This window comes from Paenibacillus terreus (genome assembly GCF_042138595.1).
GTDB lineage: Bacteria > Bacillota > Bacilli > Paenibacillales > Paenibacillaceae > Paenibacillus > Paenibacillus terreus.
In genome coordinates this window covers 1-23,534 of the sequence record NZ_JBHIRX010000001.1, presented here as the reverse complement: position 1 = coordinate 23,534, position 23,534 = coordinate 1, and the positions used below count along the sequence as shown (strand labels likewise).

General features: G+C 52.0%; 19 protein-coding genes and 1 rRNA gene. 15 read left to right on the top strand and 5 right to left on the bottom strand.

All coding sequences use genetic code 11. The features are described 5' to 3' along the window. Positions 1–67: 67 nt before the first annotated feature. Both ACE5KN_RS00100 and ACE5KN_RS00095 read right to left on the bottom strand, forming a co-directional pair. Positions 68–1,138 carry a phosphodiester glycosidase family protein gene (locus tag ACE5KN_RS00100; RefSeq protein ID WP_375528384.1) on the bottom strand — a complete coding sequence of 357 codons (1,071 nt, stop codon included), beginning with the start codon at positions 1,136–1,138 and terminating at the stop codon, positions 68–70. Next, the gene (locus ACE5KN_RS00095) at positions 1,135–1,572 is read right to left on the bottom strand and encodes a hypothetical protein (protein WP_375533012.1); all 438 of its coding nucleotides are present in this window, start codon (positions 1,570–1,572) and stop codon (positions 1,135–1,137) included. Before ACE5KN_RS00095 ends, ACE5KN_RS00100 begins: the two co-directional genes overlap by 4 nt. Positions 1,573–1,881: 309 nt before the next feature. Here ACE5KN_RS00095 and ACE5KN_RS00090 point away from each other — a divergent pair, with 309 nt between their 5' ends. Together ACE5KN_RS00090 and ACE5KN_RS00085 are read left to right on the top strand one after the other, a co-directional pair. Next, positions 1,882–2,538: a response regulator gene (locus ACE5KN_RS00090; protein ID WP_375528385.1), complete on the top strand. Its 657-nt coding sequence runs from the start codon at positions 1,882–1,884 to the stop codon at positions 2,536–2,538. Positions 2,539–2,651: 113 nt separating this feature from the next. After that, positions 2,652–3,866, top strand: a complete 1,215-nt coding sequence (locus tag ACE5KN_RS00085) for an aminotransferase-like domain-containing protein (protein WP_375528386.1) — start codon at positions 2,652–2,654, stop codon at positions 3,864–3,866. A gap of 17 nt (positions 3,867–3,883) precedes the next feature. On the opposite strand, the gene ACE5KN_RS00080 is transcribed toward ACE5KN_RS00085, so the two are convergent. After that, entirely contained in the window at positions 3,884–4,675 is a 792-nt protein-coding gene (locus ACE5KN_RS00080; protein ID WP_375528387.1) for a DUF2161 family putative PD-(D/E)XK-type phosphodiesterase, read from the bottom strand. Between the two features lie 219 nt (positions 4,676–4,894). Between ACE5KN_RS00080 and prkA the strand changes: the two genes are divergently transcribed. The 9 genes from prkA (at position 4,895) to ACE5KN_RS00035 (ending at position 15,582) form a co-directional block, all read left to right on the top strand. Continuing rightward, complete coding sequence (gene prkA / locus ACE5KN_RS00075) at positions 4,895–6,790, top strand: ATP-dependent protease PrkA (RefSeq protein ID WP_375528388.1); 1,896 nt, start codon at positions 4,895–4,897, stop codon at positions 6,788–6,790. A gap of 237 nt (positions 6,791–7,027) precedes the next feature. Beyond that, complete coding sequence (locus tag ACE5KN_RS00070) at positions 7,028–7,711, top strand: response regulator transcription factor (RefSeq protein WP_375528389.1); 684 nt, start codon at positions 7,028–7,030, stop codon at positions 7,709–7,711. Next, complete coding sequence (locus ACE5KN_RS00065) at positions 7,695–9,134, top strand: sensor histidine kinase (protein ID WP_375528390.1); 1,440 nt, start codon at positions 7,695–7,697, stop codon at positions 9,132–9,134. The genes ACE5KN_RS00070 and ACE5KN_RS00065 overlap by 17 nt, the downstream gene beginning before the upstream one ends. A 123-nt stretch (positions 9,135–9,257) precedes the next feature. Next, positions 9,258–10,436, top strand: coding sequence for a TolC family protein (locus ACE5KN_RS00060; RefSeq protein WP_375528391.1), 1,179 nt, complete (start codon positions 9,258–9,260; stop codon positions 10,434–10,436). A 45-nt stretch (positions 10,437–10,481) separates the two neighbouring features. Beyond that, positions 10,482–12,107, top strand: a complete 1,626-nt coding sequence (locus ACE5KN_RS00055; protein ID WP_375528392.1) for an efflux RND transporter periplasmic adaptor subunit — start codon at positions 10,482–10,484, stop codon at positions 12,105–12,107. Further along, positions 12,107–12,829 carry an ABC transporter ATP-binding protein gene (locus ACE5KN_RS00050; protein WP_375528393.1) on the top strand — a complete coding sequence of 241 codons (723 nt, stop codon included), beginning with the start codon at positions 12,107–12,109 and terminating at the stop codon, positions 12,827–12,829. The genes ACE5KN_RS00055 and ACE5KN_RS00050 overlap by 1 nt, the downstream gene beginning before the upstream one ends. Then, positions 12,826–14,037, top strand: coding sequence for an ABC transporter permease (locus ACE5KN_RS00045; protein WP_375528394.1), 1,212 nt, complete (start codon positions 12,826–12,828; stop codon positions 14,035–14,037). The genes ACE5KN_RS00050 and ACE5KN_RS00045 overlap by 4 nt, the downstream gene beginning before the upstream one ends. Positions 14,038–14,114: 77 nt before the next feature. After that, complete coding sequence (locus ACE5KN_RS00040; protein ID WP_375528395.1) at positions 14,115–14,429, top strand: PHP domain-containing protein; 315 nt, start codon at positions 14,115–14,117, stop codon at positions 14,427–14,429. A 40-nt stretch (positions 14,430–14,469) separates the two neighbouring features. Continuing rightward, a complete protein-coding gene (locus ACE5KN_RS00035; RefSeq protein ID WP_375528396.1) occupies positions 14,470–15,582 on the top strand; it encodes a glycerol dehydrogenase in 1,113 nt (370 codons plus the stop codon). Between the two features lie 282 nt (positions 15,583–15,864). Here the strand turns inward: ACE5KN_RS00035 and ACE5KN_RS00030 are convergent, their stop codons facing one another. Together ACE5KN_RS00030 and yhbH are read right to left on the bottom strand one after the other, a co-directional pair. Continuing rightward, positions 15,865–17,307, bottom strand: coding sequence for a SpoVR family protein (locus ACE5KN_RS00030; RefSeq protein WP_375528397.1), 1,443 nt, complete (start codon positions 17,305–17,307; stop codon positions 15,865–15,867). A gap of 142 nt (positions 17,308–17,449) precedes the next feature. Next, positions 17,450–18,610 carry a sporulation protein YhbH gene (gene yhbH, locus ACE5KN_RS00025; RefSeq protein ID WP_375528398.1) on the bottom strand — a complete coding sequence of 387 codons (1,161 nt, stop codon included), beginning with the start codon at positions 18,608–18,610 and terminating at the stop codon, positions 17,450–17,452. Between the two features lie 262 nt (positions 18,611–18,872). On the opposite strand from yhbH, the gene ACE5KN_RS00020 reads away from it, so the two are divergent. From ACE5KN_RS00020 to ACE5KN_RS00005, 4 genes are all read left to right on the top strand, one after another. Continuing rightward, the gene (locus ACE5KN_RS00020; protein WP_375528399.1) at positions 18,873–20,219 is read left to right on the top strand and encodes an MFS transporter; all 1,347 of its coding nucleotides are present in this window, start codon (positions 18,873–18,875) and stop codon (positions 20,217–20,219) included. A 4-nt stretch (positions 20,220–20,223) separates the two neighbouring features. Then, positions 20,224–20,982: a 4'-phosphopantetheinyl transferase family protein gene (locus ACE5KN_RS00015; protein WP_375528400.1), complete on the top strand. Its 759-nt coding sequence runs from the start codon at positions 20,224–20,226 to the stop codon at positions 20,980–20,982. Then, entirely contained in the window at positions 20,979–22,580 is a 1,602-nt protein-coding gene (locus ACE5KN_RS00010; protein ID WP_375528401.1) for an amidohydrolase, read from the top strand. Before ACE5KN_RS00015 ends, ACE5KN_RS00010 begins: the two co-directional genes overlap by 4 nt. Before the next feature lie 402 nt (positions 22,581–22,982). Continuing rightward, positions 22,983–23,534, top strand: a 16S ribosomal RNA gene (locus ACE5KN_RS00005); the annotation flags it as partial.

Sequence of the window (23,534 nt, the reverse complement as noted above, 5' to 3'; positions counted from 1 at the left end):
TGGTCCACACGTGATGCTCTTTTCATAAAATTTTTAAGGCTTGAAATCAAAACATATCCATTAACCGTTACTTGTAGAACAGAAAATGGGTGGGTACTGGCCGAAGGTTCCCGTCTGACGGTTTATTGATGACCCGGCCGCCCACTACGAGTGATGAGGAGCCGCCTCCGTCAAGATTGTAGGCATTCTGAATGCCGAGAACGTACATTTTGTTCTGCAATTCCTGCAGAGTGGCGCCGGAGCTTCCGTTCTCGTTATAGCCCTCAACCACGATTATAAGCAGCTGGTCATCCTTGTAATTGCCGATAACGGTACGCGGTGCCCTTGCGGGGGATACCTGCCACTTGCTCGGGATGGCAACCTTCTGTCCGTTTTGGAGAAGAACGGGGACAAATGTGGCGCCAAAAACAGGCTTGAGCTTGTCCAACGCGCTTTGGCTGAAAAATTTGCCGCCGATCAGCTTTCCGTTCTCATTCAATCCGACAAAGGCCAAATCCTTGTAGCTGGCCTGAAAGCCATTGATGTATTTGCCGTCCAGAACCGTCGTGCTCAAGGGGTAGCGTCTGCCTCCACTGTCGGCGAAACCGCCGGCATTGATACCGGCTGCGGCGCCTGTCCGCTGCACGGCCCTCAACGTGGTTTCCGCAGAACCGGGCTGTCCGCTGCCAAGAGACATTTGCATAGCCGACGGATCCTTAAGCTTGACCTTCATGGCATACCCATGGTAAACGCCAGGGTTTACTTTATAGAGCTCAATGGTGATCCGATCACTGTTAATGGTTTGAAAAGGGATTCCCAGCTTGGCCGTAATGCGGCGGTTATAAATGATGCCGGGTCTCGCAGACTGGGCTGTGGCGGTCTTCTCGATATCCCTCATTACGCCGGTCGTTTGCTTGTACAGCGCCGCAGTCTTTTGAATCTTGGATATGGTGCTTTCAGCTAACAGCTCTGCTTCATCCAGCTTCTGCAGCACCGATTCGCTCTCGGCAGTCAAGCTGCGGTCAGGTGTGTAATCTGCAGACGGAGATGTGGCGGGAACGGGACGATTGAACAGCAGCAGTCCCAGCAGCAGCCCGATAAAGGGGGCAAGAGCCATCATAAAGAAACGGTTGATCTGTTTGACTTCAAGGTTGCTCATTTTAACAAGTCCATCTGCTTCTCCAGCTTGTCGAGCTGTTTCTGTACCTCGCTGAGCTGGGTGTAGAGTTTGTTGCTGTTATCCGTTTTGCTGCTGGCGTTGTCCTTCGTGAAGGTAAGAAGCTCGTTAAACGAGTCCACCTTGCTCTGCAATTCGGCCATCTCTTTGGATATCACGTCAAGCTTTTGTTCATAATCGGCCTTTAACGACGCCATTTGGCTGTCGGTATGACTTTGAACCTGGAGTACCACTTGCTGCTTCAGATGGTTGCTGTACAGGTAGGTTGCAGTAATGCCCAGGGCAATGACAAGCAACCAGAGTATGAGAAAAGCTTTGACGGAAGGACCCTTCGTTTGGGTGGGGCGTCGCTCTGATGCTTCGACAGCCGACTCGATCGTAGGTTGCAATTGAATCACTCCCGCAAGTTTGTTCATTTTTCCAAACCCATTCTATCATGGGCCTATAATTTACGCAAAAGTGTAATAGTTTCCACTTTTAAATGCTAAAAATGAATTGCAAGCTGGGGAAGGACTACGCTATTATTTCCTTGAAAAGGTTCTCAAACCGGACAAAACTAACGCAAAATTTACTAGATAGCCTGCTCTGCGTGAGAAAAACTGGTTTATTTATGGGAAAATATACAATTATTATTTAAAACTTCACCTAAAAAACAGCTAGCGCACGGCAGGCAGATTTAAAGGGGAAGGATGTCGTTTTTTGTGAAAACAACGGGAGGTTCGGAAATGAGGAAAGTGTGGCAGGTTGTGCTTGTTGATATTCATCCGACGAGTATGCTGGGGACCAAGCTGATTCTTGAGGATCAGCAGGACCTGCTCGTAAGAGGTATGTCTTCCACCGGGACGGAAGCGCTTGAACTGGTTCGCTCGATTCAGCCGGATCTGGTATTGATAGATTATAAATTGCCGGAGGGGACGGTCGAACCGTTTCTGACAGAAATGAAGAACATTTCTCCGGATAGCCATATCGTAGTAATGACCGATGAAGACAGCGTGGCTCTGTTTCAGCAGGTAACTTCCCTGGGAGCCAGCGGCATGCTGTCGAAGCAGGCCTCAACGAGTCAGCTTATTCATTTAATTAACGGTTTAAGGGAAGGAATTGTGTCCGTGCCCCTCGACTGGGTACGCAGCGGAAGCTGGCCTAATATGCCTTTAGTGCCGCATGAGCCATTTGATGAGCTTACGGAGACAGAAGTGTTTATTATGGAACGCATTGTTCAGGGGATTACATACGACAAAATCGCGCTTGAAATTGAAGTGAGCCGTCGCTCGATTGACAATTATCTGCGCAAAATTTACGCGAAGCTCGGCGTTTCCAGCCGTGCGCAGGCGATTGAACATTATGCGCTTTATGCGCGTCAGAACAAGCAGTTATACGCTTAAGCACCGGGTATACTCGGTGAACAAACCGAATATGCTGTAGCAGTTCCTTCCGGCTTCGTTCATGGGAGTATGTCCGGATGGGGAAGCGACGGATGAAGGCGAGGAGGTTCTGTATGCGTTATTCCTTTGCATCACGCACAGTATCACTTTTATCGTCTCCCCTGCGCCAGATCAGGGAGAATGCGCGTTTGAACTCGTTCATATCTCTTGCCGAGGAGCTTCCTGCGCAGGAGCTTTTTCCCGTCAAGCTGCTTGAGGAGGCTGCTCAGGACGTGCTGGCGTCTGGGCCCGACGTGCTCCAATATGGTGAGCCCGAGGGCTTCAGGCCCTTGCGGGAGTGGCTTATAGCCGAGTGGGAAAATAGAAAGAACGCAATGATAGTTCCTTCACAGGTGCTGCTGACGACCGGAACCCAACAGGCTATCGATTTGGTGGTACGGCTCATGGTGGATGAAGGCGATTCGGTGCTGGTGGAAAATCCTACATCTCCCGGCTGTCTTCAGGTGTTATCGATGCAGGGAGCCAGGGTGATTCCGACTGTCTCCGATGGAAACGGGCTGCTCATTCATAACCTGGAGCAGCAGATGAAGCTTCATCGTCCGAAGCTGCTTTTCGCCGCACCCACCTTTTCCAATCCCACAGGGGGGGTTTGGGATTTGGGACGCCGGCAGGATGTGCTTGAGCTGTGCCGGCGCTATAGCGTGCTCTTTGTGGAGGACGATTCCTACGGGGAGCTTGATTTGAATCTTAAGAGAGGGGAAGTGCATCTCCCCTCTTTATTTGCGTTGGATGATGGAGGACGAGGGGGGCAGGTGCTCTATATCGGCTCATTCAGCAAAACGATAGCTCCCGCTTTAAGAACAGGCTGGGCAGCAGGAGCGGCTCCTGTCATTGAAGGAATGACGGTGTTGAAGCAGTTGGCTGACACGCAGTCCAGTACGATGAATCAAAGGCTGCTGCACCGTCTGCTCGCAGGTCCCCCCTTTAGCTGGCACGATCATCTTGCCCTGCTGAACAAGGAATATGCGACCAGGCTGAAGCTGATGCTGGAGCTGCTCAAGCGGCCGCTGTGGAAAGAGGTGACCTGGCGTGTGCCGGAGGGAGGCATGTATGTGTGGGCCCGGCTGCCCGAGGGGCTGGACAGCGCCATCCTGCTGAAAGCGGCGCTGCCGAAGGGGGTGGCTTTTTTGCCGGGTGGGTTATGTACAGCCGGCAAAGAAGGGGCGTCGTATATCCGCCTGAATTTCAGCCATCCCGGACGCGACGAGCTCTTCCTGGGCATGAATCTGATCGGGGAGACGATCGCGGAGTTCACTGCGCGCAGTTAAACGGATGTCCGCTTCGTTTAATCCGCCTGATCCGGGACCTCACCGGACATCCCCGCAGCTGATTCCGCGACCCGGTCAGCGGTCTGCCAGTCCACCGCCACCGCATGCTCCTTAAGGACAGCGGCATACTCCGTAAGCGCTGCTTCCCCGAAAGGTGTCAGTGCATATCTCCCGCGCACGATGCGCCGGAACCAGCCATAATAATTCTGCTGCAAAACGGACGCGGCGCTGCTGACGGCTGAGGCCCGGGCAAGCTGGGCGGGAGAGGCTTCCCCCAGCGCAGCCAGGGCAGCCGCGACACGCAGCGCCTTTTCACGATAAGCGGTGACGAGCTTTTGCCGGCTGCTGCCGCCCACATTATAGTCCCCGCTTCGTGCGTTGAACTCCCGCAGCAATCGGTCCCGGCGGGAACCGATTCTGGGGGCGGGCTTCACGGCCGCTGCATTGGGGACACACAGCACCTCCACCAGCGGAGGTTTTGTTTTATAGTGCGTTACCGTGATCAGCCCGATGCCGAGCCTGCGGCACAAATCTACAAGCTCGTTCCAGCGCTGGTTCACCGCCCCTTTTTTGCTACGGTTCCGCTCCACGGCAACATATACTTCGCTGCTCAGCTTCAATCGCTGAATGCCCTGCAGCAGCAGGGCAAGGTTAAACGTTTTTTTCATCTCAACAATCAGCGGCTCCTGCTGGCCCTCCTTCACCCCTACCAGATCGCAGTTTCTTACCTCGCCCTTGATCTCATATCCCCTGGCTTCGAAAAAAGCTTTAACGGGCGCATATAATTCCGTTTCCAGCCTGACTGCCATTTCTGTCCGCTCCTTTGATACTGTCTACTAATGGTTCATTATAGCATAGGAGCCTATGTTCCTATCGCAGCTGTTTTATAATCGGATGTGACAGGCAAAAAAAAGGTCAACATTACCGTCCGGGTGCATACGTATGTATTACACTTTTGTCTTAAAAATGGGTCGAACTTGCAGCCCGGTTGTCGGGAACATGATTAAGGAAGCCATGGGAGGTACGACATGAAGATTTTTGAGCGAGTTGCGCAATACCAGGCGGAGAGCGAACGGCTCGCCTGGACCGGCACTTTTCGGGATTATATCGAAATTCTCAGCAAGGACCCCACTCCTGCGATGACCGCCCATGCCCGGGTATATGAAATGATTAAATCCTATGGGGTGGACAGCACCGGACCTTACAAGCGATATAAGTTTTTTGAACAAGAGCTTTTCGGTCTGGACAGAGCCGTCGAGAAGCTGGTGGAAGAATATTTTCATTCCGCGGCCAAGCGGCTGGATGTGCGCAAGCGTATTTTACTGCTTATGGGACCGGTCAGCGGCGGCAAATCAACACTTGTTACATTGCTGAAACGCGGGCTTGAGCAGTTTTCCCGTACCGATCAAGGTGCTGTCTATGCCATAGACGGCTGCCCCATGCACGAAGAGCCGCTGCATCTGATTCCGCATGAGCTGCGCCCCGAGGTGGAGAAAGAATTGGGAGTCCGTATCGAGGGTAATCTGTGCCCCTCCTGCCAAATGAGGCTGCGGACGGAATATGACGGCAATATTGAGAACGTAAAGGTCAGCAGAGTGCTCATTTCCGAGGACAATCGCGTCGGCATCGGAACATTCAGCCCCTCAGACCCTAAATCCCAGGACATTGCGGATCTTACGGGCAGCATCGACTTTTCCACCATTACGGAGTACGGCTCGGAATCCGACCCGCGCGCCTATCGTTTTGACGGGGAGTTAAACAAAGCAAACCGCGGGCTGATGGAGTTCCAGGAGATGCTCAAATGTGACGAGAAATTTCTGTGGAACCTGCTGTCCCTGACGCAGGAGGGCAACTTCAAGGCAGGGCGGTTCGCACTGATCAGCGCCGATGAGCTTATCATTGCGCACACGAATGAGGCGGAATATAAATCGTTCATCGCGAATAAGAAAAACGAGGCCCTGCAGTCCCGGATGATCGTCATGCCTGTTCCATACAACCTGAAGGTCTCGGAAGAGGAGAAGATTTACCACAAGCTCATTCAGCAAAGCGATATGAAGCATGTGCACATCGCACCGCATGCGCTCAGGGCGGCTGCGATCTTTTCCATATTGACACGCCTTAAAGAAAGCAAAAAGCAGGGCATGGATCTGGTCAAAAAAATGCGTATGTATGACGGTCAGGAAGTCGAGGGCTACAAGGACGCCGACCTGAAGGAAATGCAGAACGAATTTCTGGAGGAGGGCATGTCCGGTGTCGATCCGCGCTACGTTATTAACCGGATATCCAGTGCCCTGATCAAACAGGATCTGGAATGCATCAACGCGCTCGATATTTTACGGGCCATCAAGGATGGACTGGATCAGCACGCCTCCATTACGAAGGAGGAGAGGGAGCGTTATCTGAACTTCATCTCCATCGCGCGCAAGGAATACGATGAGCTGGCCAAAAAAGAAGTGCAGAAGGCGTTTGTTTACTCTTTCGAGGAATCGGCCAGAACGTTGTTTGAGAACTATCTGGATAATATCGAGGCCTTCTGCAACTGGACGAAAATCCGCGATCCTCTTACAGATGAGGAGATGGATCCCGACGAGCGGCTGATGCGCTCCATTGAGGAGCAGATCGGTGTATCCGAAAACGCCAAAAAAGCGTTCCGTGAGGAGATTCTGATCCGGATTTCGACCTACTCGCGCAAGGGGAAAAAATTCGAATACCATAATCACGACAGGCTGCGCGAGGCCATTGAGAAGAAGCTGTTCGCTGATCTGAAGGACATTGTCAAGATCACGACCTCCACCAAAACTCCAGATGCAACCCAGTTGAAGCGTATGAATGAAGTCATCAACAGACTCGTGGAGGAGCATGGCTATACAGCGGCCAGCGCCAACGATCTGCTGCGTTATGTGGGCAGCCTGCTTAACCGGTGAACGAGCACTGAGAGATGCTCCGTGCATTCCCCTACTTAACGGCATGTATGAAAAAAAGAGCGAGTATTGGTGGAAATCCGACCACCAATACTCGCTTTTTTTAGAGCTTGAAGTGATGCAGAACAGCCCGAATCTGGTGCGATAACCTGATATGCCCAATAAGCTTTGAAGCTATGAAGCGCCATAGAGTATAATGTTCGATATCGAAGGCAGGCAGAACTTGGAGTGATTAAAGCGATGGAAGTCATTTTGGTGGTGGAGGACGAGCCCTCCATTTCGCGGGTATTAAAGGCATATCTTGAAAAAGCGGGTTACCGTGTCGAGCAGGCTTTTACAGGCAGAGAAGGGCTAAATAAGGCGCAAATGCTCAAACCGGCCCTAATATTGCTGGATGTCATGCTTCCGGATCATGACGGGTGGTTTCTGCTTGAGGAAATCCGCAGGCACAGCCAGTGCCCGGTCATCATGCTTACGGCGCTGGGGCAGACGGATCATAAGCTGAAGGGCTTGGATCTTGGAGCGGATGATTATATAACAAAGCCTTTTGTCGGCGAAGAGGTCGTTGCGAGAGTCCGGACCGTGCTGAGACGCAGCAGTGGCGCACAGAATCAGGACCAGCGCAGCTTCGGCAGCCTGAAGGTGAATTTTATGGCTCACTCGGTTTATTTGAGGGACGAAGAGCTGCATTTTACACCCAGAGATCTGGCGCTGCTGTTATTTCTGGCCAAGCATCCGAATCAGACCTTTACCCGCAACCATCTGCTGGACCAGGTATGGAGCATGGACTATGACGGCAGCGATCGGGCGGTGGATTTAGCGGTAAAGCGGATTCGGAAAACGCTGGAGGCATGGCCGGCGGAAGAGGGCGAAATCCGTACATTACGGGGATTGGGGTATCAGTTCAGTGTTCAGGAATCGTAAAGAGAGAACTTCGCTGCTTCGTTATTGGACCACTCGTTATCTGCTGACTTTATGTATTGGTCTCCTTTCGATCGGCATTATATCCTTTGGCGTTATACGTTATTACGAGAAGCAAAAGCAGGTTGATTTTATGGAGTTGCTTGCCGCCGAGACGGCGGACCGGATTGTGGGGGAGAACGGAAAGCTGCAGCTTGGACCGGATTTGTTCAGGGACGTGGAGCGGAGGAGAAGAATGATTCCGTTTAAAGAGGCCCCGAGATTTCTCATTCTGGATAAGGACAAGCAGATCCTGTCCGGAAGCTTTCCCGAGCTGCCGCACGAATTGCTGGAGAAGGTAGAGAGTATTACAGGAACCAGCAACAGGGTGGAGATCATTGCTGCCGGCCCCCGGCCCGGAATGAAATTTTATGCTGTGCAAAAAGAGATTCAGTACAATGGCAGTACTCTGGGCTGGGTGATCATCCTGCAGCCGGAAAAGGTTCTGGTCGGCGATCCTTGGCAGCTGCAGATGCTGGCCATCCTGCTGCTCAGTCTGGGGCTGCTGGGCTGGGTTGTCATTTATCTGCTGACCCGCAAGCTGTCCCATCCGATCGGTGTGCTGGCGGCAGCGGCGGAACAAATTGTCGCAGGCAATTATGACGTGAATCTGCAAAAGGACGTCAGGGAACGCGAATTTTACGAGCTGATGACCTCGTTTGAGGAAATGGCGGACCGCTTAAAGCATCTGGAGCATATGAGAACAGAGCTGCTGGCAGGCGTGACCCATGAGCTGAAAACGCCCGTCACCTCCATCAGCGGATTGATTCAGGCTGTGCAGGAGGACATTGTTACAGGCGATGAGGCCAAGGAGTTTCTCGCCATCTGCCGTAAAGAAACGAACAGGCTGCAAAGCATGGTGGAGGACCTGCTCGATTTCAACTCATTTGCCACCGGGGACGTTAAGGTTCACAAGGAACAGACCCACTTGAATGAACTGCTGAACGAGCTCGTCCGGCAGTGGCAGATGATCCAGGATGCCGGTGAGGTTGACGTTCGGCTGCTCCTGCCTTCCAGGGAGGTCCTGCTTTATACGGATCCTTTGCGGGTGCAGCAAATTTTATACAACCTGCTGAACAATGCCAAGCAGGCGTCCGTCCGGAAGCCGGCAAAAATTGAAGTCTCCCTGTCTGAGGAAAGCGGAAAGGCGCAAATAGACGTTACCGACTGGGGAGCCGGTATTCCGCAGGCGGAGCAGGCGCTTATTTTTGAAAGATTTTATCGCGGGGAAGACAAGAAGCATCTTGTGCGGGGGCTGGGGATTGGTCTGCCGTTCAGCCGGATGATGGCCCGCTCCCTCGACGGTGATCTGGTGCTGCAGCAAAGCGGCAGCGGGATAACTGTTTTTCGAGTATTCCTGTGCGGCACCAATAAAACAGAAGAGTAACAGACAGGATGTCTCAACCGAACGGATTGAGGCATCCTTTTTTTGTTAAGTTGGACATCTGTTTGACACATTCCATTTCTAAAATGGCTAGGGAAAGAGCAATACAAAGGAGATGATGAGGTTATGAAAAAGCAGGCAGCCGCAGCAGTGCTGCTGTGCACTTTGTCGGCTTATGCCCTTCCTGCCCATGCGGAGACGGCTGTGGCAGGCGATTCGAGTGAAGCTCTGGCTTCAGCCACCTCGGCCACCTCGGCTTCTGTTGCCGACGCATCTTCAGCCGTGTCGGCGGCAGCGGCAACCTACAGGGATGATTCGAGCTTGACGCTTGCGGAGGCGATTCAGCTCGGGATTGAAAATAGCTACAGCCTGCAGCAAGCGTTAAATACATATAAACGCAACGGCATTTCTCTCGAAGATGCAGCCGACAACTTGGAATACATTCCCACGGATGGATCCGGAAACTCAGAGGCTGTTTCGGCATGGAAAAGCTATACTCAATCCAACCTGTCGTATGTCGCAGCATCCAAAAATATCGATACGGTAAAACAGCAGATCGCATACAGCATGGTGCAGACTTATTACAAAGTGCTGTCGGCGGAAAGCAGCGTGGAAGAAGCGAAGGAGTCGCTTGCAATTGCCCGTTCGGAAGAGCAGGCGGCGGCTGCCAAGGCGGAGAAAGGCAAAATCTCTGTTTCTGATAACAAGTCCGTTGTCCAAGCCCGTATCGAGGCAGAGCAAGCGCTGGCAACAGCGCAATCGGCACTGGCGCAGGAACGCGAGTCTCTGAATCATGCCATTGGCGCGGAGACGGATACTGTCTATAACCTGACTGACCGCCCTGTGTACACGCCTCTGCAGGCGCCTGATCTGGAAGCATACACACAAAAAATTATTAGTGAGGATCCGACCATATGGGAGAAGGAGCAGAATGTGGGGTCCGCTAAACTGGATCTTAAGTTCTTCTCCTATAACAGTGATGGAGATTTAGAGCTGACCGAGATGAGTGTGGATGAAGCCAATCAGGCGCTGACACAAAGTAAAAAGGAACTCGCGGAATCCATCAGCAGCACTTATTACAATCTGCAAAATTTGCATGACCAGTATGAACAGCAGCAGACCACCCTGGTGACAGCACAGGACGCGCTGAAGCTGGCCGAGAAAAAATACGCACGCGGCCTGATCACCAGGCTGGAGGTCAAAAAGGCGGAGCAAAGTGTTAACCAGGCGCAGCGGAAGCTGGATGACCTGGTACTGCAGATTGACGAGGCACAGCGAGTATTGGATCAGCCTTGGATTTCATAACGGAATAAAAACAAGCTGTTTTTAAATAATGGAGGGGAAAGTCGGATGGCAGAATCGGCAATAGCGGACCCGCTGAGCGGGTTAAGAAGAAGACGCAGGAAAAAAACGTTTATCATTTCGGGAATAGTGGTGGTCATCGCTGTTGCAGCAGGAGTATACGGCTATTTGAAAATGAACGAACAGCCGGTCATGACCCCTGTGAACCAGACCGTCCAGGTGCAGCGCGGGGATGTAAGCAAAACTTTGGAGGTTACCGGTACAGTGGAGGCGTCCAAGGAGATCAATCTGAACTTCACTTCCTCGGATGATACCAAGCTGACGGCGGTCAACGTTAAAGTCGGCGATGTAGTCAAAGCCGGACAGGTGCTTGCCCGGCTCGACAGCACCGATGCCGAGCAGGCGGTGCGTGAAGCCGAAGCCAATCTCGAAGTTGCCAAGGCGAATCTGACAGAAGCACAGGAAACGGCGACGGCCGCGGAAATCGATCAGCAGCAGGCCAGTGTGGACAAGGCGGAGCTGGCGCTTGATTCGGCGAAAAATTCCACGGATGTGCAATCCGCCAAGATGAGTCTGGATAAGGCCAAGAAGGCGCTGGTGTCTGCCCAGCAGGAGCTGGAGGATCAGCAGTATCTGTATGATGCGGACGCCATCGCGGCCTCCGAGCTTAAAACAGCCCAGGATGCGGTGGACACCGCTCAGGATGAATATGATAGCGCGCAGCTGCAGTACAGCAATACGGTAAAATCGAATGAGCAGGCGATCAAGGAAGCCCAGATATCTTATAACTCGGCGGTAGCCCAAATGGAGGAGCTGATGTCCCCGCCCAAGGAGACGTCGCTCGTGCAGGCCAAATCCTCTGTTCAGCAAGCCGAGACGAAGCTTGCGCAAAGTAAAAGCGACCTCGAAAAGCTGGTGCTGACGGCTCCGTGGGATGGGGTGATTTTGCAGGTCAACGGTGATGTCGGCACGGCTCCCGAATCACCGTTCATTGTAATGAATAACTCCAATGCAACTATGCTCAATGTCAGCGCGGCTGTGAGTGAAAGTGACATCGGCTCCATTAAGGTCGGGCAGACCGCGACTTTCGTAACGGATACGTATCCGGATGAAACCTTTGCGGGCAAGGTAACCTCCATTTCCCCGGAAGCAACGACAGATTCGGGTGTAACGACCTATGAGGTGAATTTATCGATTACGAACAAGGACGGCAAGCTGAAAACCGGCATGACCATGGACGTAACGATCCGTGAGGGCACACATGAAAATGTGCTCTACATTCCTGCAACGGCTCTGATTTCCCGCGGGGACCAAGATGGGGTCATGCTGGTCACCGGCGGACAGTCCAATTCTGCAGCCGAAACAAAAGAAGAAGGAAGTGCAGCGGAGAAACAAACCGGGGCTTCCAATGGCCGTCAGTCGGCTCAAAGAGGAAGCGGAGGCATTCAGTTTACCCCTGTAAAGGTTGGATATTATACGGCTGACAAGGTTGAAATTACTTCCGGCCTGAGCGAGAACGATACAATCACCATACCGGCTCAGACCAACATTTCATCCACTTCCGGCAATAGTCAGCAGCAGCGCGGCTTCATGGGAGGCGGCATGGGCGGTGGATTCACTGGCGGTGGTGGCGGATTCTCAGGCGGTGGCGGCAGATCGGGAGGCCGACCATGATGAAACCAGTCATTCAAATTGAAGACCTTAGAAAAATATATACGATAGCGGATCAGGAAATTCATGCGCTGCGAGGGGTAAACCTGACCATCGAAGAGGGAGATTTCGTCACCATCATGGGCCCCTCCGGCTCAGGGAAATCCACGATGATGAACATGATCGGCTGTCTGGATAAACCGACATCAGGCCGTTTTTTTCTAGACGGTTATTCCATTCTGGATGCCCATGACGATGAACTGGCTATTATCCGCAACCAGAAGATCGGCTTTGTATTCCAAAGCTTTAATCTGCTGCCGCGCACGACAGCGATCTCTAATGTGGAGCTTCCCATGATGTATGGAGGCATCCCCGCACGGGAGCGGCGCAAGCGGGCCATTGAGGCATTGAACAGCGTCGGTCTTGGCGAAAGGATGTACAACAAGCCTAATGAGCTGTCCGGCGGACAGCAGCAGCGTGTCTCCATAGCGCGGGCAATCGTCAATGATCCGGTCATCATTCTGGCGGACGAACCGACAGGGGCGCTGGATACGAAGACGACCGCGGATATCATGGGGATTTTTCAGAGGATGAACGATATGGGCAAGACGGTTATCATTGTCACCCATGAACCGGAAATTGCGGCGTATGCCAAGCGCAACATTCACTTCCGGGATGGTCAGGTGATTTCGGACGTACAAGTGCAAAACCGGGTCATTGCCGGACAGGGGGAGCGGGTGCGATGAGCTTTCTGGAAATTATCCGTGTATCCATCCGCAGCATACAGTCCAACAAGCTGCGCTCATTTCTGACGATGCTGGGCATTATTATCGGTGTCGCTGCGGTAATCGCCATGGTAGCGATCGGCAAAGGCTCGTCTTCGAGTGTGACTTCCTCGATCAGCGGACTCGGCAGCAATCTGCTCATTATATCCCCGGGACAGTCCAGCTCGGGCGGGATCAATATGGGCTTTGGTTCTTCAAATACCCTGAAGCTGAAGGATGTGGACGCCATTGCGGAGGAGGACAGCGTGGCCGGCGCTGTACCGAGCGCTTCCTCCAACTTCCAGATCATCGCCGGATCGGAAAACTATAATACAAGCGTGGAAGGCACAGGCATGTCTTTCCTTGAAGTGCGCAGCACCTCCGTGCAATCCGGACGGTTCTTTAACAACTACGAATATAACAATCATGAAAATGTCGCTGTCATCGGCAGCGAGGTAGTGACCAACCTCTTTCCCTCGAATCCGAATCCGATTGGCGAGAGAATCGAAATTAATCAGGTTCCATTTACCGTGATTGGTGTGCTGAAATCGCAGGGAAGCTCGGGGATGACCAACAACGACGACCGGATCATCGTTCCCGTAACCACGGCGCAGGCCAGATTGGGCATTACCACGATCCGGACCATCTATGCTTCCGCCGTATCGGCCGAAGCGATGACCCAGGCGCAAAATGAGATTACCACGGCACTGCGGACCTCACACGGGTTGATGTCCAGTGAAGAGAATGATTTCCAGATTACGAATCAGTCGCAAATTCTGGAGACAGCAGAGAGCGTAAGCAGCGTCATGACGACCTTGCTTTCAGGGATCGCCGCGATCTCACTCGTCGTTGGCGGGATCGGAATCATGAACATTATGCTCGTGTCCGTGACGGAACGAACCAGGGAAATCGGCATCCGCAAAGCGATCGGTGCCAAGCGCGGAGACATCATGCGCCAGTTTCTGATCGAGGCGGTTATTCTGAGTCTTATGGGCGGGGTAGCGGGCGTGCTGTTTGGCCTTGGTACAGCCAAGCTTCTTGAGAAGGTGGCGAACCTGTCCATTGAGCTGACGCTTGAGCCAACGCTTTATTCCTTTCTTTCCTCCATGGCGGTCGGCATTATTTTCGGGGTGTATCCGGCACGAAAAGCGGCACAGCTGAAGCCGATTGATGCGTTGCGGTACGAATAATCTCAGGACTGTTTGAATTTATCGCCCATCCCGACAATCTCAAAGTATTCAATTTCCGTCCGGCGGATGAAGCTGTTTTGCTTCCACTTTACCGTGAGGTGGCCGCGGAAATGACCCGCAGCGGTGTAGGGACTGAGATCAATACAGGATTGGCTTATCGGTATCCGGTGGCGGAAGGTTGTCCAAGCCCGTTGTTTTTATCCGTTCTGGCTGAACAGGGCGTACCCATCACCTTATCCTCGGACTCCCATTTCCCCGATGATATCGGAAGGCTTCTGGATGAAGCTTTACAAGCCGCCCTTGAGGCGGGCTACCAGCAATTAAGATTTATCGTGAGCGAAAGCCCTATACTTTGCCGATTGGCAGCTTGTCCGATCATTTGGTATGAATAATGGTATAATTTGAAATGAATAAGGAAAAGGAGGGTGAAGTATGACAGAACGTGTATTCATCAGTCCGGGAAAGTATGTTCAAGGCAAAAATGTAGTGGATAAAACAGGAGAGTATGTGAAAGGGCTTGGCAGCGTTGCATTGGTGATTGCGGACGACATTGTCTGGGATATTGCGGGCAGCAGGGTTGCCAACAGCCTAGAGCAATCCGGCATTGCGGCAGTGAAAGCCGAGTTCGGCGGGGAAGCCTCGCGCAGCGAAATCGAACGTTTGGCGGAACAGGGTAAAGGCAGCAATGTGGATATCGTGATCGGCGTTGGCGGCGGCAAAACGCTGGACACGGCCAAGGCGGTGAATGACCGGCTGAACGGTGTATGCGTCATTGTGCCGACCACGGCTTCGACGGATGCACCCACCAGCGCCCTGTCCGTCATTTATTCCGACACGGGAGAATTTGAATCCTACGCCTTCTACCGTAAAAATCCGGATCTCATTCTGGTGGATACGAAGGTCATTGCTGGCGCTCCCCCGCTTTTCCTGGCATCCGGAATTGCCGATGCGCTTGCTACGTGGATTGAAGCCCGTGCGGTCATCGAAGCGAGAGCGACCACCATGGCTGGAGGGCTTCCTACACTTGCCGCTGAGGCTATAGCGAAGAAATGTGAGGAAGTGCTGTTTGATTACGGGGTGCTGGCTTACGAATCGGTCAAGCGAAAAGTGGTGACCCCCGCTCTGGAAGCTGTCGTGGAAGCCAACACGCTGCTTAGCGGCCTGGGCTTTGAAAGCGGCGGCCTGGCAGGCGCTCACGCAGTCCACAATGGGTTTACGGTGCTTGAAGGCGAAATTCACCATATGACGCACGGACAGAAGGTAGCCTTCGGGACACTCGTGCAGCTTGCGCTTGAGCAGCGGCCGCTGCATGAAATCGAGCAGTACATCGATTTTTATCTGCAGCTGGATTTGCCGGTTACCCTTGAGGATTTGAAGCTTAAGGATACCCCGGTTGAGGACCTGTTCCGGGTTGCACAAGCGGCCACCAAGGAAGGGGAGACGGCAGCCAACCTCCCGTTCAAGGTGACGGCGGACGACGTGCTTGACGCCATTCTGGCTGCAGATCAATACTCAAAAGCTTACAAGGCCAAGCTGTCTTTATAGCGTTCATGAGTGAGTTTTATGCTGCCAATCGAACGCGATAGCCTCCCTGGTTGAGCAAGCTCACTCATTGCTATAGAGGCTGTCTCCTTAGTGCTTTTCAAATACCCGCAACCAGCATGGTCTGCGGGGAGAAAGTACAAAAGGTCAAGAACAGGGGGAATTTGAGCATCCTGTTCTTGACCTTTTTTAATCAGAAACAGCAAGAGCCTAGCGATTTCTTTTCGGTATACTTAGCAGGACTGCACGGAGCGTCTCGTAAAATACGAAAGAATGCCCAGGCTGTTATAAAAACTTCCGGTAATGCTTGCTGCCGTCATAGGAGAACATGGCCTTCTTATCTTCCACAATGGTTTCCAGATGCACGGTTCTTCCCCATAGAGTATGAAGGTAAGGAAGAGTGCGCTCCAAGTATTTAAGGTCAAGTTCAACGCCTTCATAGCGGTGCTTTAAAACGAGCTCGCCGGTCCGCATATAATCGCCATCCTGCACGACAAGGTATGGAACTCCGCCGTTGATTCGGGAGAAAACGAGCTGATCGCGGATGTTTTCCCAGGATTTATCCGTGATTTTCCAGTCTGGCCCCCGTTTTTCAAATACATATAAGTCAAGATCCTCCACCAGCTGTTTGGTCATGTAGTTGCGGATAAATGAGGTGTCGGAATCAAACTCCCGCACTTCAAATATTTTTTCGCGCCCCTGGTTGGGTCTCCGGCCTCCGCGTTCCTGCTCCTCCTGTGTCGGATTGTCCCAGCGCCGTTCAATATCTTCAAAAATTTTCAGCCCGAGATAATAGGGATTAAGGCTTTGCCGCGAAGGCTGCACCACGGAGGCATTCAGCATCGCGAACTCAATCGTCTCGTCGCTCGTAAGGTCCATTTCGCGGATGATACGTTGATGCCAGTAGGAGGCCCAGCCTTCATTCATAATTTTCGTTTCCATTTGCGGCCAGAAGTACAGCATTTCGTCGCGCAGCATGGTCATGATGTCCCGCTGCCAGTCCTCAAGCACCTCGGAGAATTCCTGAATGAACCAGACCACATCCTTTTCAGGCTCGGGCGGAAAAGGAAATACCTGTGCCTCTTTAGTTTTGGAAGCGGACTCGTTCAGGTCATCCAAAGCCCAGAGGTCATCGTATTGGCCTGGAGGGCGGTATTCCTTGGCCGCCTGCTTCTGCTCCTGAATTTTCAGTTCAAGATAACGCTGTTTATCCAACTGGCGCGGCTTGATCAGCTGCGGGTCGACATGCTCCTGAATCGCCAGCACGGCATCGATGAACGATTCTACAGCCTCGGTGCCGTGTTCAAGCTCATAGCTGCTGATCCGCTCGGCTGTGGCCGACATGCTTTCCACCATGTTGCGGTTGGATGATGAGAAGCGTGCGTTATTTTTGAAAAAGTCGCAGTGGGCCAGCACGTGCGCCACGATCAGCTTGTTTTGAATCAGGGAGTTGCCTTCCAGCAAAAAGGCATAGCAGGGGTTGGAGTTGATCACAAGCTCATAGATTTTACTGAGCCCGAAATCATATTGCATCTTCATTTTTTGGAAGTTCTTCCCGAAGCTCCAGTGGTTAAAACGGGTCGGCATGCCGTAAGCCCCGAACGTATATATAATGTCAGCCGGGCAAATTTCGTAACGCATCGGATAAAAGTCAAGGCCGAAGCCTGCTGCAATCTCGGTGATTTCTGCGATCGCCCGTTCCAGCAGAACCATTTCATCTTGGGTCATAGCAATCCCTCCGTTTGTCGAAGTACGATTCTTCCCATTGTATGTGGGGACAATTGATTTATGAGGACGATGAACAATTTCCGTTTGCAGGTGAATCAAAGAGGCAGCTGCCGGTGAGCAGCTGCCTTTCTCGCGTAAGGTTTTAGGCCGGACTTTCTTCCCTTTTCCGGAAAAAGGCTTTCAGAGCCTGATATACCTCGCCTTTTTCCTTGATGACGTAATACATGAACTGATCCACTTTAATATGGCGATAGGCGGACATCAGGGTGCTGCTGCGGTTATATTGATTGACCTCTCCGTATCCGAACAGATTGCTGCGTTTCATCAGCTCGCCGATGAGCTTGACGCAGCGTTCATTATCTGAGGTCAGATTATCTCCGTCTGAAAAGTGGAAGGGGTAGATGTTATAGCTCGATGGAGGATAGCGCTTGTCGATGATTTCCAACGCTTTGACATAGGCTGAGGAGCAGATTGTGCCGCCGCTTTCCCCGCGGGTAAAAAATTCTTCTTCCGTAACCTCTTTAGCCTCGGTATGATGGGCGAGAAATACAATTTCCACCTTTTCATACTGGCGCCGCAGAAACCGGGTCATCCAGAAAAAGAAGCTGCGCGCACAGTATTTTTCGAATGAGCCCATGGAGCCTGAGGTGTCCATCATGGCAATGATGACGGCGCTGGACTGATGGACGATTTTATCCTCCCAGGTTTTGTAGCGGAGGTCGTCGGGGGTGATATGATGGATTCCCGGACTTCCCTGCCGCGCATTACGCCGCAGATTTTCCATGATGGTCCGCTTTTTGTCGATATTGGACTGCATGCCCTTTTTGCGGATATCGTTAAAAACGATGGATTTAACTTCCATTTCATCTTTATCTTTATGCTTCAGATTCGGGAGCTCCATTTCCTGAAAAAGAATATCCTCAAGCTCCTCCAGACTGACTTCGGCTTCCGTAATATCATGACCCGGCTGGTCGCCGGCTTTCTCACCTTTTCCCGGCTGCTTGGCAGCGGGATCGCGGGCGATGACGTCGCCGACCTGGCTGTCACCGTCTCCTTGCCCTACATGCTTCTGCTTCTGAAAGTTGTAGATGATATGGTATTCGTCCAGACTGCGTATCGGCACTTTGATGATTTGTTTTCCGTCGGACATGATGATATTTTCTTCCGTGATCAGATCGGGCAGATTCTGTTTGATGACTTCCTTCACCTTCTGATGATGGCGCTGTTGATCCTGGTACCCTTTGCGATGCAGCGACCAATCTTCGCGGGACACAACAAACGACGGCTGGCGTAATTCTGACATGTCAGGCACCCCCTTACGGATTTCACTGCATTCAACCAGATTGTTTTGGTTATTAAGTATATTCAGGGAGCGGTCTGATATGTGATAGGGTGGGATATAAATTAACGGCCGAGGCTCAAAAATACATACTTGGCGGGAGGATTTTATACCGGCTTGATGGAAAATTGGTATGCTCTTGGGCACGGCGAAGTTTGCCGGGATAGAAGCCTGGCCAGCTTTTTTGTTAAAATTAGGTATGTTCAAAGGAGGGGGAAGGGATCGGATGAACCGGAAAGCTGTGCGGGCCTGGGTCCTGTACGACTGGGCAAATTCGGGTTATGCCACGACCGTTTTGGCTGCGGTACTGCCCGTTTTTTACGCTACGGTGGCGGCTTCGACGCTGGATGCGACGACAGCTTCCTCTTATTTGGGGTATACTCATGCCATCGGCATGCTGTGTGTCGCACTGCTGTCTCCGCTGCTCGGCGCGCTGGCCGATCTGTCAGGCAGCAAAAACGGTTTCCTGAAAATATTCACGGGAATCGGCATTATCTCCACGCTCGGCTTCAGTCTGGTTGGCGAGGGAGATTGGCTTCTGGCCTCCGTTTTGCTGGTGTTTTCCACCATCGGATTTGCCGGGGGCAATACGTTTTATGATGCGATGCTGCCTGATCTCGTTCCTTCCGGACAGAGGGAAGCGGTATCGGCAAGAGGCTACGCTTACGGTTATGTCGGAGGTGGACTTCTGCTGGCCGTTAATATGGTCATGATCCAGCAGCCGACCTGGTTTGGACTGGAAAGCTCGCTGCAGGCAACGCAATGGACCTTTGTTACGGTGTCGTTCTGGTGGTTTGTGTTCTCTTTGCCGCTTTTTCGTATCGGTGGAAGGCTGGGACGGAGTAAACTGCCTGGTTCTGTTCAAGCAGGTGTGATTAGCTGGTCGGCCGGATTCAGCAGGATAGGCCAAACGCTGCGAAACATCAGACGTTTGCCGGAGCTGCTGAAACTGCTGCTGTCCTTTTGGTTTTTTAATGACGGCATCAATACGATTATTCTTATGGCCACGATATACGGCAGCGGCATCGGGATCGGCACCTCCCATTTAATTGCGGCCCTGCTCATCACGCAGTTTATCGGATTTCCCTGTACGATTCTGCTGGGCAGAATTGCCGGGGCATGGGGGTCTAAGCGTACCCTTATCTTTTCGCTATCGGTTTATTTGGGAATTGTTGTCCTGGGTTATTTTATGACAAATGCCCTGCACTTTTATATGCTTGCGGCATTGGTCGGCATGGTGCAGGGAGGCAGCCAGGCCATTGCCAGATCGCTGTTCAGTGAATTGATTCCGGCTAGGCGTACGGGCGAATATTTCGGCTTTATTAATGTAACCGGCAAATTTTCGTCCATTTTCGGGCCGTTTGTGTTTGGTCTTGTGGGCCAGCTCACAGGTTCGTCCCGCTGGGGGATTCTGTCCCTTATTGCCTTTTTTGCGGCAGGCATTGTGCTTCTGCGCTTGGTGAACGTTGCGAAAGGCCAAGCGGACGCTCTGGCAGCCGATCAGGAAGATTCATTTCCGCAAAAGAGCATGGGATCAGGCTCGGCCGAACAATCGGGCAGCATTCGCCGTTAGCTTTTTGAAAGACCACTTAGCAGTGCCTCTTTGGATGAAAGGATGGTGTCTTAATATGGAAGTCTTTGCGATGGATATATCTGTAAATTCCATGGCCGAAAGCTATGAGCGAATGCTTGACTGGGTGCCTGACGAGAAAAAAAACCGCCTTCAAAGATTTCTTCGGAAAGAAGATGCTCTGCGGGGGCTTGGGGGTGAGGTGCTGGTGCGCTGGCTGGCATGCGACCGGCTGCGTCTGGCAAACGATCAGCTTTGCTTTGCCCGATTACAGCATGGCAAGCCTTTCATAGAAGGTTATCCGGAGCTGCAGTTTAACGTCTCTCACGCCGGAAAATGGGTGCTGTGCGCGATAGATGTCGAGCCGTTGGGCGTGGATATTGAAGAAATCCGGCCTATTGATTTTGGGGTGGGGCGCATTTGCTTTTCGGAGCAGGAGTTTGCTGAGTTGATGCAGCTTCCCGAAAAGGAGCGCTTAAGCTATTTTTATGAGTTGTGGACTTTAAAAGAAAGCTTTGCGAAGGCTGATGGCCGGGGGCTTAACCTTCCCTTAAAAAAAGTAACGTTTTCTGCCGGTCAGGCTGGTGGTGTTATACATACCGACGGGTGGGATTCACCTTTTCGATATTTTAAACAATATAGCATTGAGGCGGGTTATAAGGCAGCGGTGGCTGCTTCGCATGAGCGATTTGCCGACACAGTACATTTTATTTCCTGTACAGATATTCAATTGAGTTCGTTGAAATCGGAGCGTGAGCAATTATGAGTTTAACCTTATTTCAAAACGGCAAATTGGCATTCTCCTCGTTGACAGGGTTCAGCAAAGAAGCAGGGGTCATCGTTGAGAACGGCAAAATCATTGCGATAGGTCAAACAGACGAACTGAAGCTTCAGCTAAGCGGGCGGAGTTATCGTACTGTTGATTGGGAAGGCGCTTATGTACTACCTGGGCTGGTTGATTCGCATATGCATCTGTCCATGCACGGTATGAAGCTCGGAATGCTTGATTTTACCGAAGCAAAATCGAAGGCAGAAATGCTGGAAATGCTGCGCAAGCGGGCGGAAATAACTCCGCCTGGAGAATGGATACTGGGGCTGAATTGGAACGAAAATGCGTTCCACCCTGCCGTCGCTCCCGATATTCATGAATTGGATGCCGTGACGGACAGACATCCTGTATTTTTAACCCGGACCTGCTTTCACGCTTTTCTGGGCAATTCTGAAGCGTTTCGGAGAGCGGGGGTTGATGAGCATACACCTGACCCGGTATCGGGAGCCTATGGCCGGGATGGGCAAGGGCAACTGAACGGCTGGATTTATGAAGAAGCGTCGCAGCCGTTTAACGAGGCTCAGCCGGAGCCCGAATATGCAATCAAAAAGGCCTGCATTAAACGGGCATGTGAAGATGCGCTGCGTCTGGGCCTGACGGCATCTCATACCGAAGATCTTCGCTTTCTCGGCAGTATTGAGACGATGCTTCGTATTTACAGCGAGCTGCGAGAGGAAGGGCTCGCCTTCAGAACGCATCAATTGATCTATTATCCATTTCTTGAGGAGGCCCAGAAACTGGAGCTTCAGACTGGTGAGATAGATGAATGGCTGGCTATCGGGGCGGTGAAACTATTTGCCGACGGAGCGATCGGAGGTCGAACCGCTCTGCTGCGCAAGCCTTATCATGATGCACCCGGGACGAAGGGGATGGCGATTTTAACTCAGGAGCAGTTGGAGGATATTACTTTACGTGCCCGAAGCGCCGGATTTCCAATAGCAGTGCATGCCATTGGAGACGGGGCCGCCGATATGGTTCTAACCTCGTTGGAAAAGCATCGGCTGGATTCGGCCGCATGTTTGCCTGACCGTTTTATCCATGCTCAGGTGCTGAATGAAGAACTTGTGGCAAGAATGGCTCGTCTCAGATTGGCCGCGGATATTCAGCCGAGGTTTGTGGCGAGTGATTTTCCATGGGTGCTGGAAAGAGTCGGCCCCGACAGGACCGGGTATCTGTATGCATGGAGGAAGCTGCTTGATGCCGGTATTACCTGTGCAGGAGGAAGCGATGCTCCCATTGAGCCGCTGGATCCGTTCTTTGGGATCCATGCAGCAGTTACTCGACGCAAGCCGGAAGAAACCCATGATGGCTACCTGCCTGCAGAAAAGCTGGATATAAGTGAAGCAATAAATTTGTTTACAACCGGCAGTGCGGCAGCGGCAGGTGAAGCAGACCAGCGCGGGAAGATAGCAGAAGGGTATGCCGCTGATTTTACTGTCCTGAAGCAGAATGTTTTTGAAGCGTCCCCGGATGAATTGCTGAGGCAGAAGGTCCTTATGACGGTAGTAAACGGTACGGTGGCTTATCGAGGATAATAGAGTTCGGCGGGGAGCTTTCTTGTGAAGGCTCTTCGTTGATTGTAACCGAGGTGTTTGTGTATGGATGAAAAAGGGAATCATTTTTTTTGAAATAAGGGTTGCTAAGTTGGATTAGGCGTGTTAAGATATAAAAGTTGCTGACGCGATGAGCTGAGGCGACGACGAAGTTTGATCTTTGAAAACTGAACAACGAGTGAGTAGGTTTTACATCGTAAAACCGAGCGTGAAGTCATTTGGTTCGTGTCTATGACAGAATAAATGACGGAGCGAATATTGAGATATGATATCTCGTCAGATTCAAATGAGCTTAATCGCTCTTTCGATAGGCTGCATTCCATTCATCCGCTCCATTCGAGATGGACCAAATGGAATGCAGGGCGATCATCCTTCGGATGATCTTTATTGGAGAGTTTGATCCTGGCTCAGGACGAACGCTGGCGGCGTGCCTAATACATGCAAGTCGAGCGGACCTTGGCGATCTTCGGATCGCTCTGGGTTAGCGGCGGACGGGTGAGTAACACGTAGGCAACCTGCCCTCAAGACTGGGATAACTACCGGAAACGGTAGCTAATACCGGATAATTCATGCTGCTGCATGGCAGCGTGATGAAAGACGGAGCAATCTGTCACTTGAGGATGGGCCTGCGGCGCATTAGCTAGTTGGTGGGGTAACGGCCTACCAAGGCGACGATGCGTAGCCGACCTGAGAGGGTGATCGGCCACACTGGGACTGAGACACGGCCCAGACTCCTACGGGAGGCAGCAGTAGGGAATCTTCCGCAATGGGCGAAAGCCTGACGGAGCAACGCCGCGTGAGTGATGAAGGTTTTCGGATCGTAAAGCTCTGTTGCCAGGGAAGAACGTCCTTAAGAGTAACTGCTTAAGGAGTGACGGTACCTGAGAAGAAAGCCCCGGCTAACTACGTGCCAGCAGCCGCGGTAATACGTAGGGG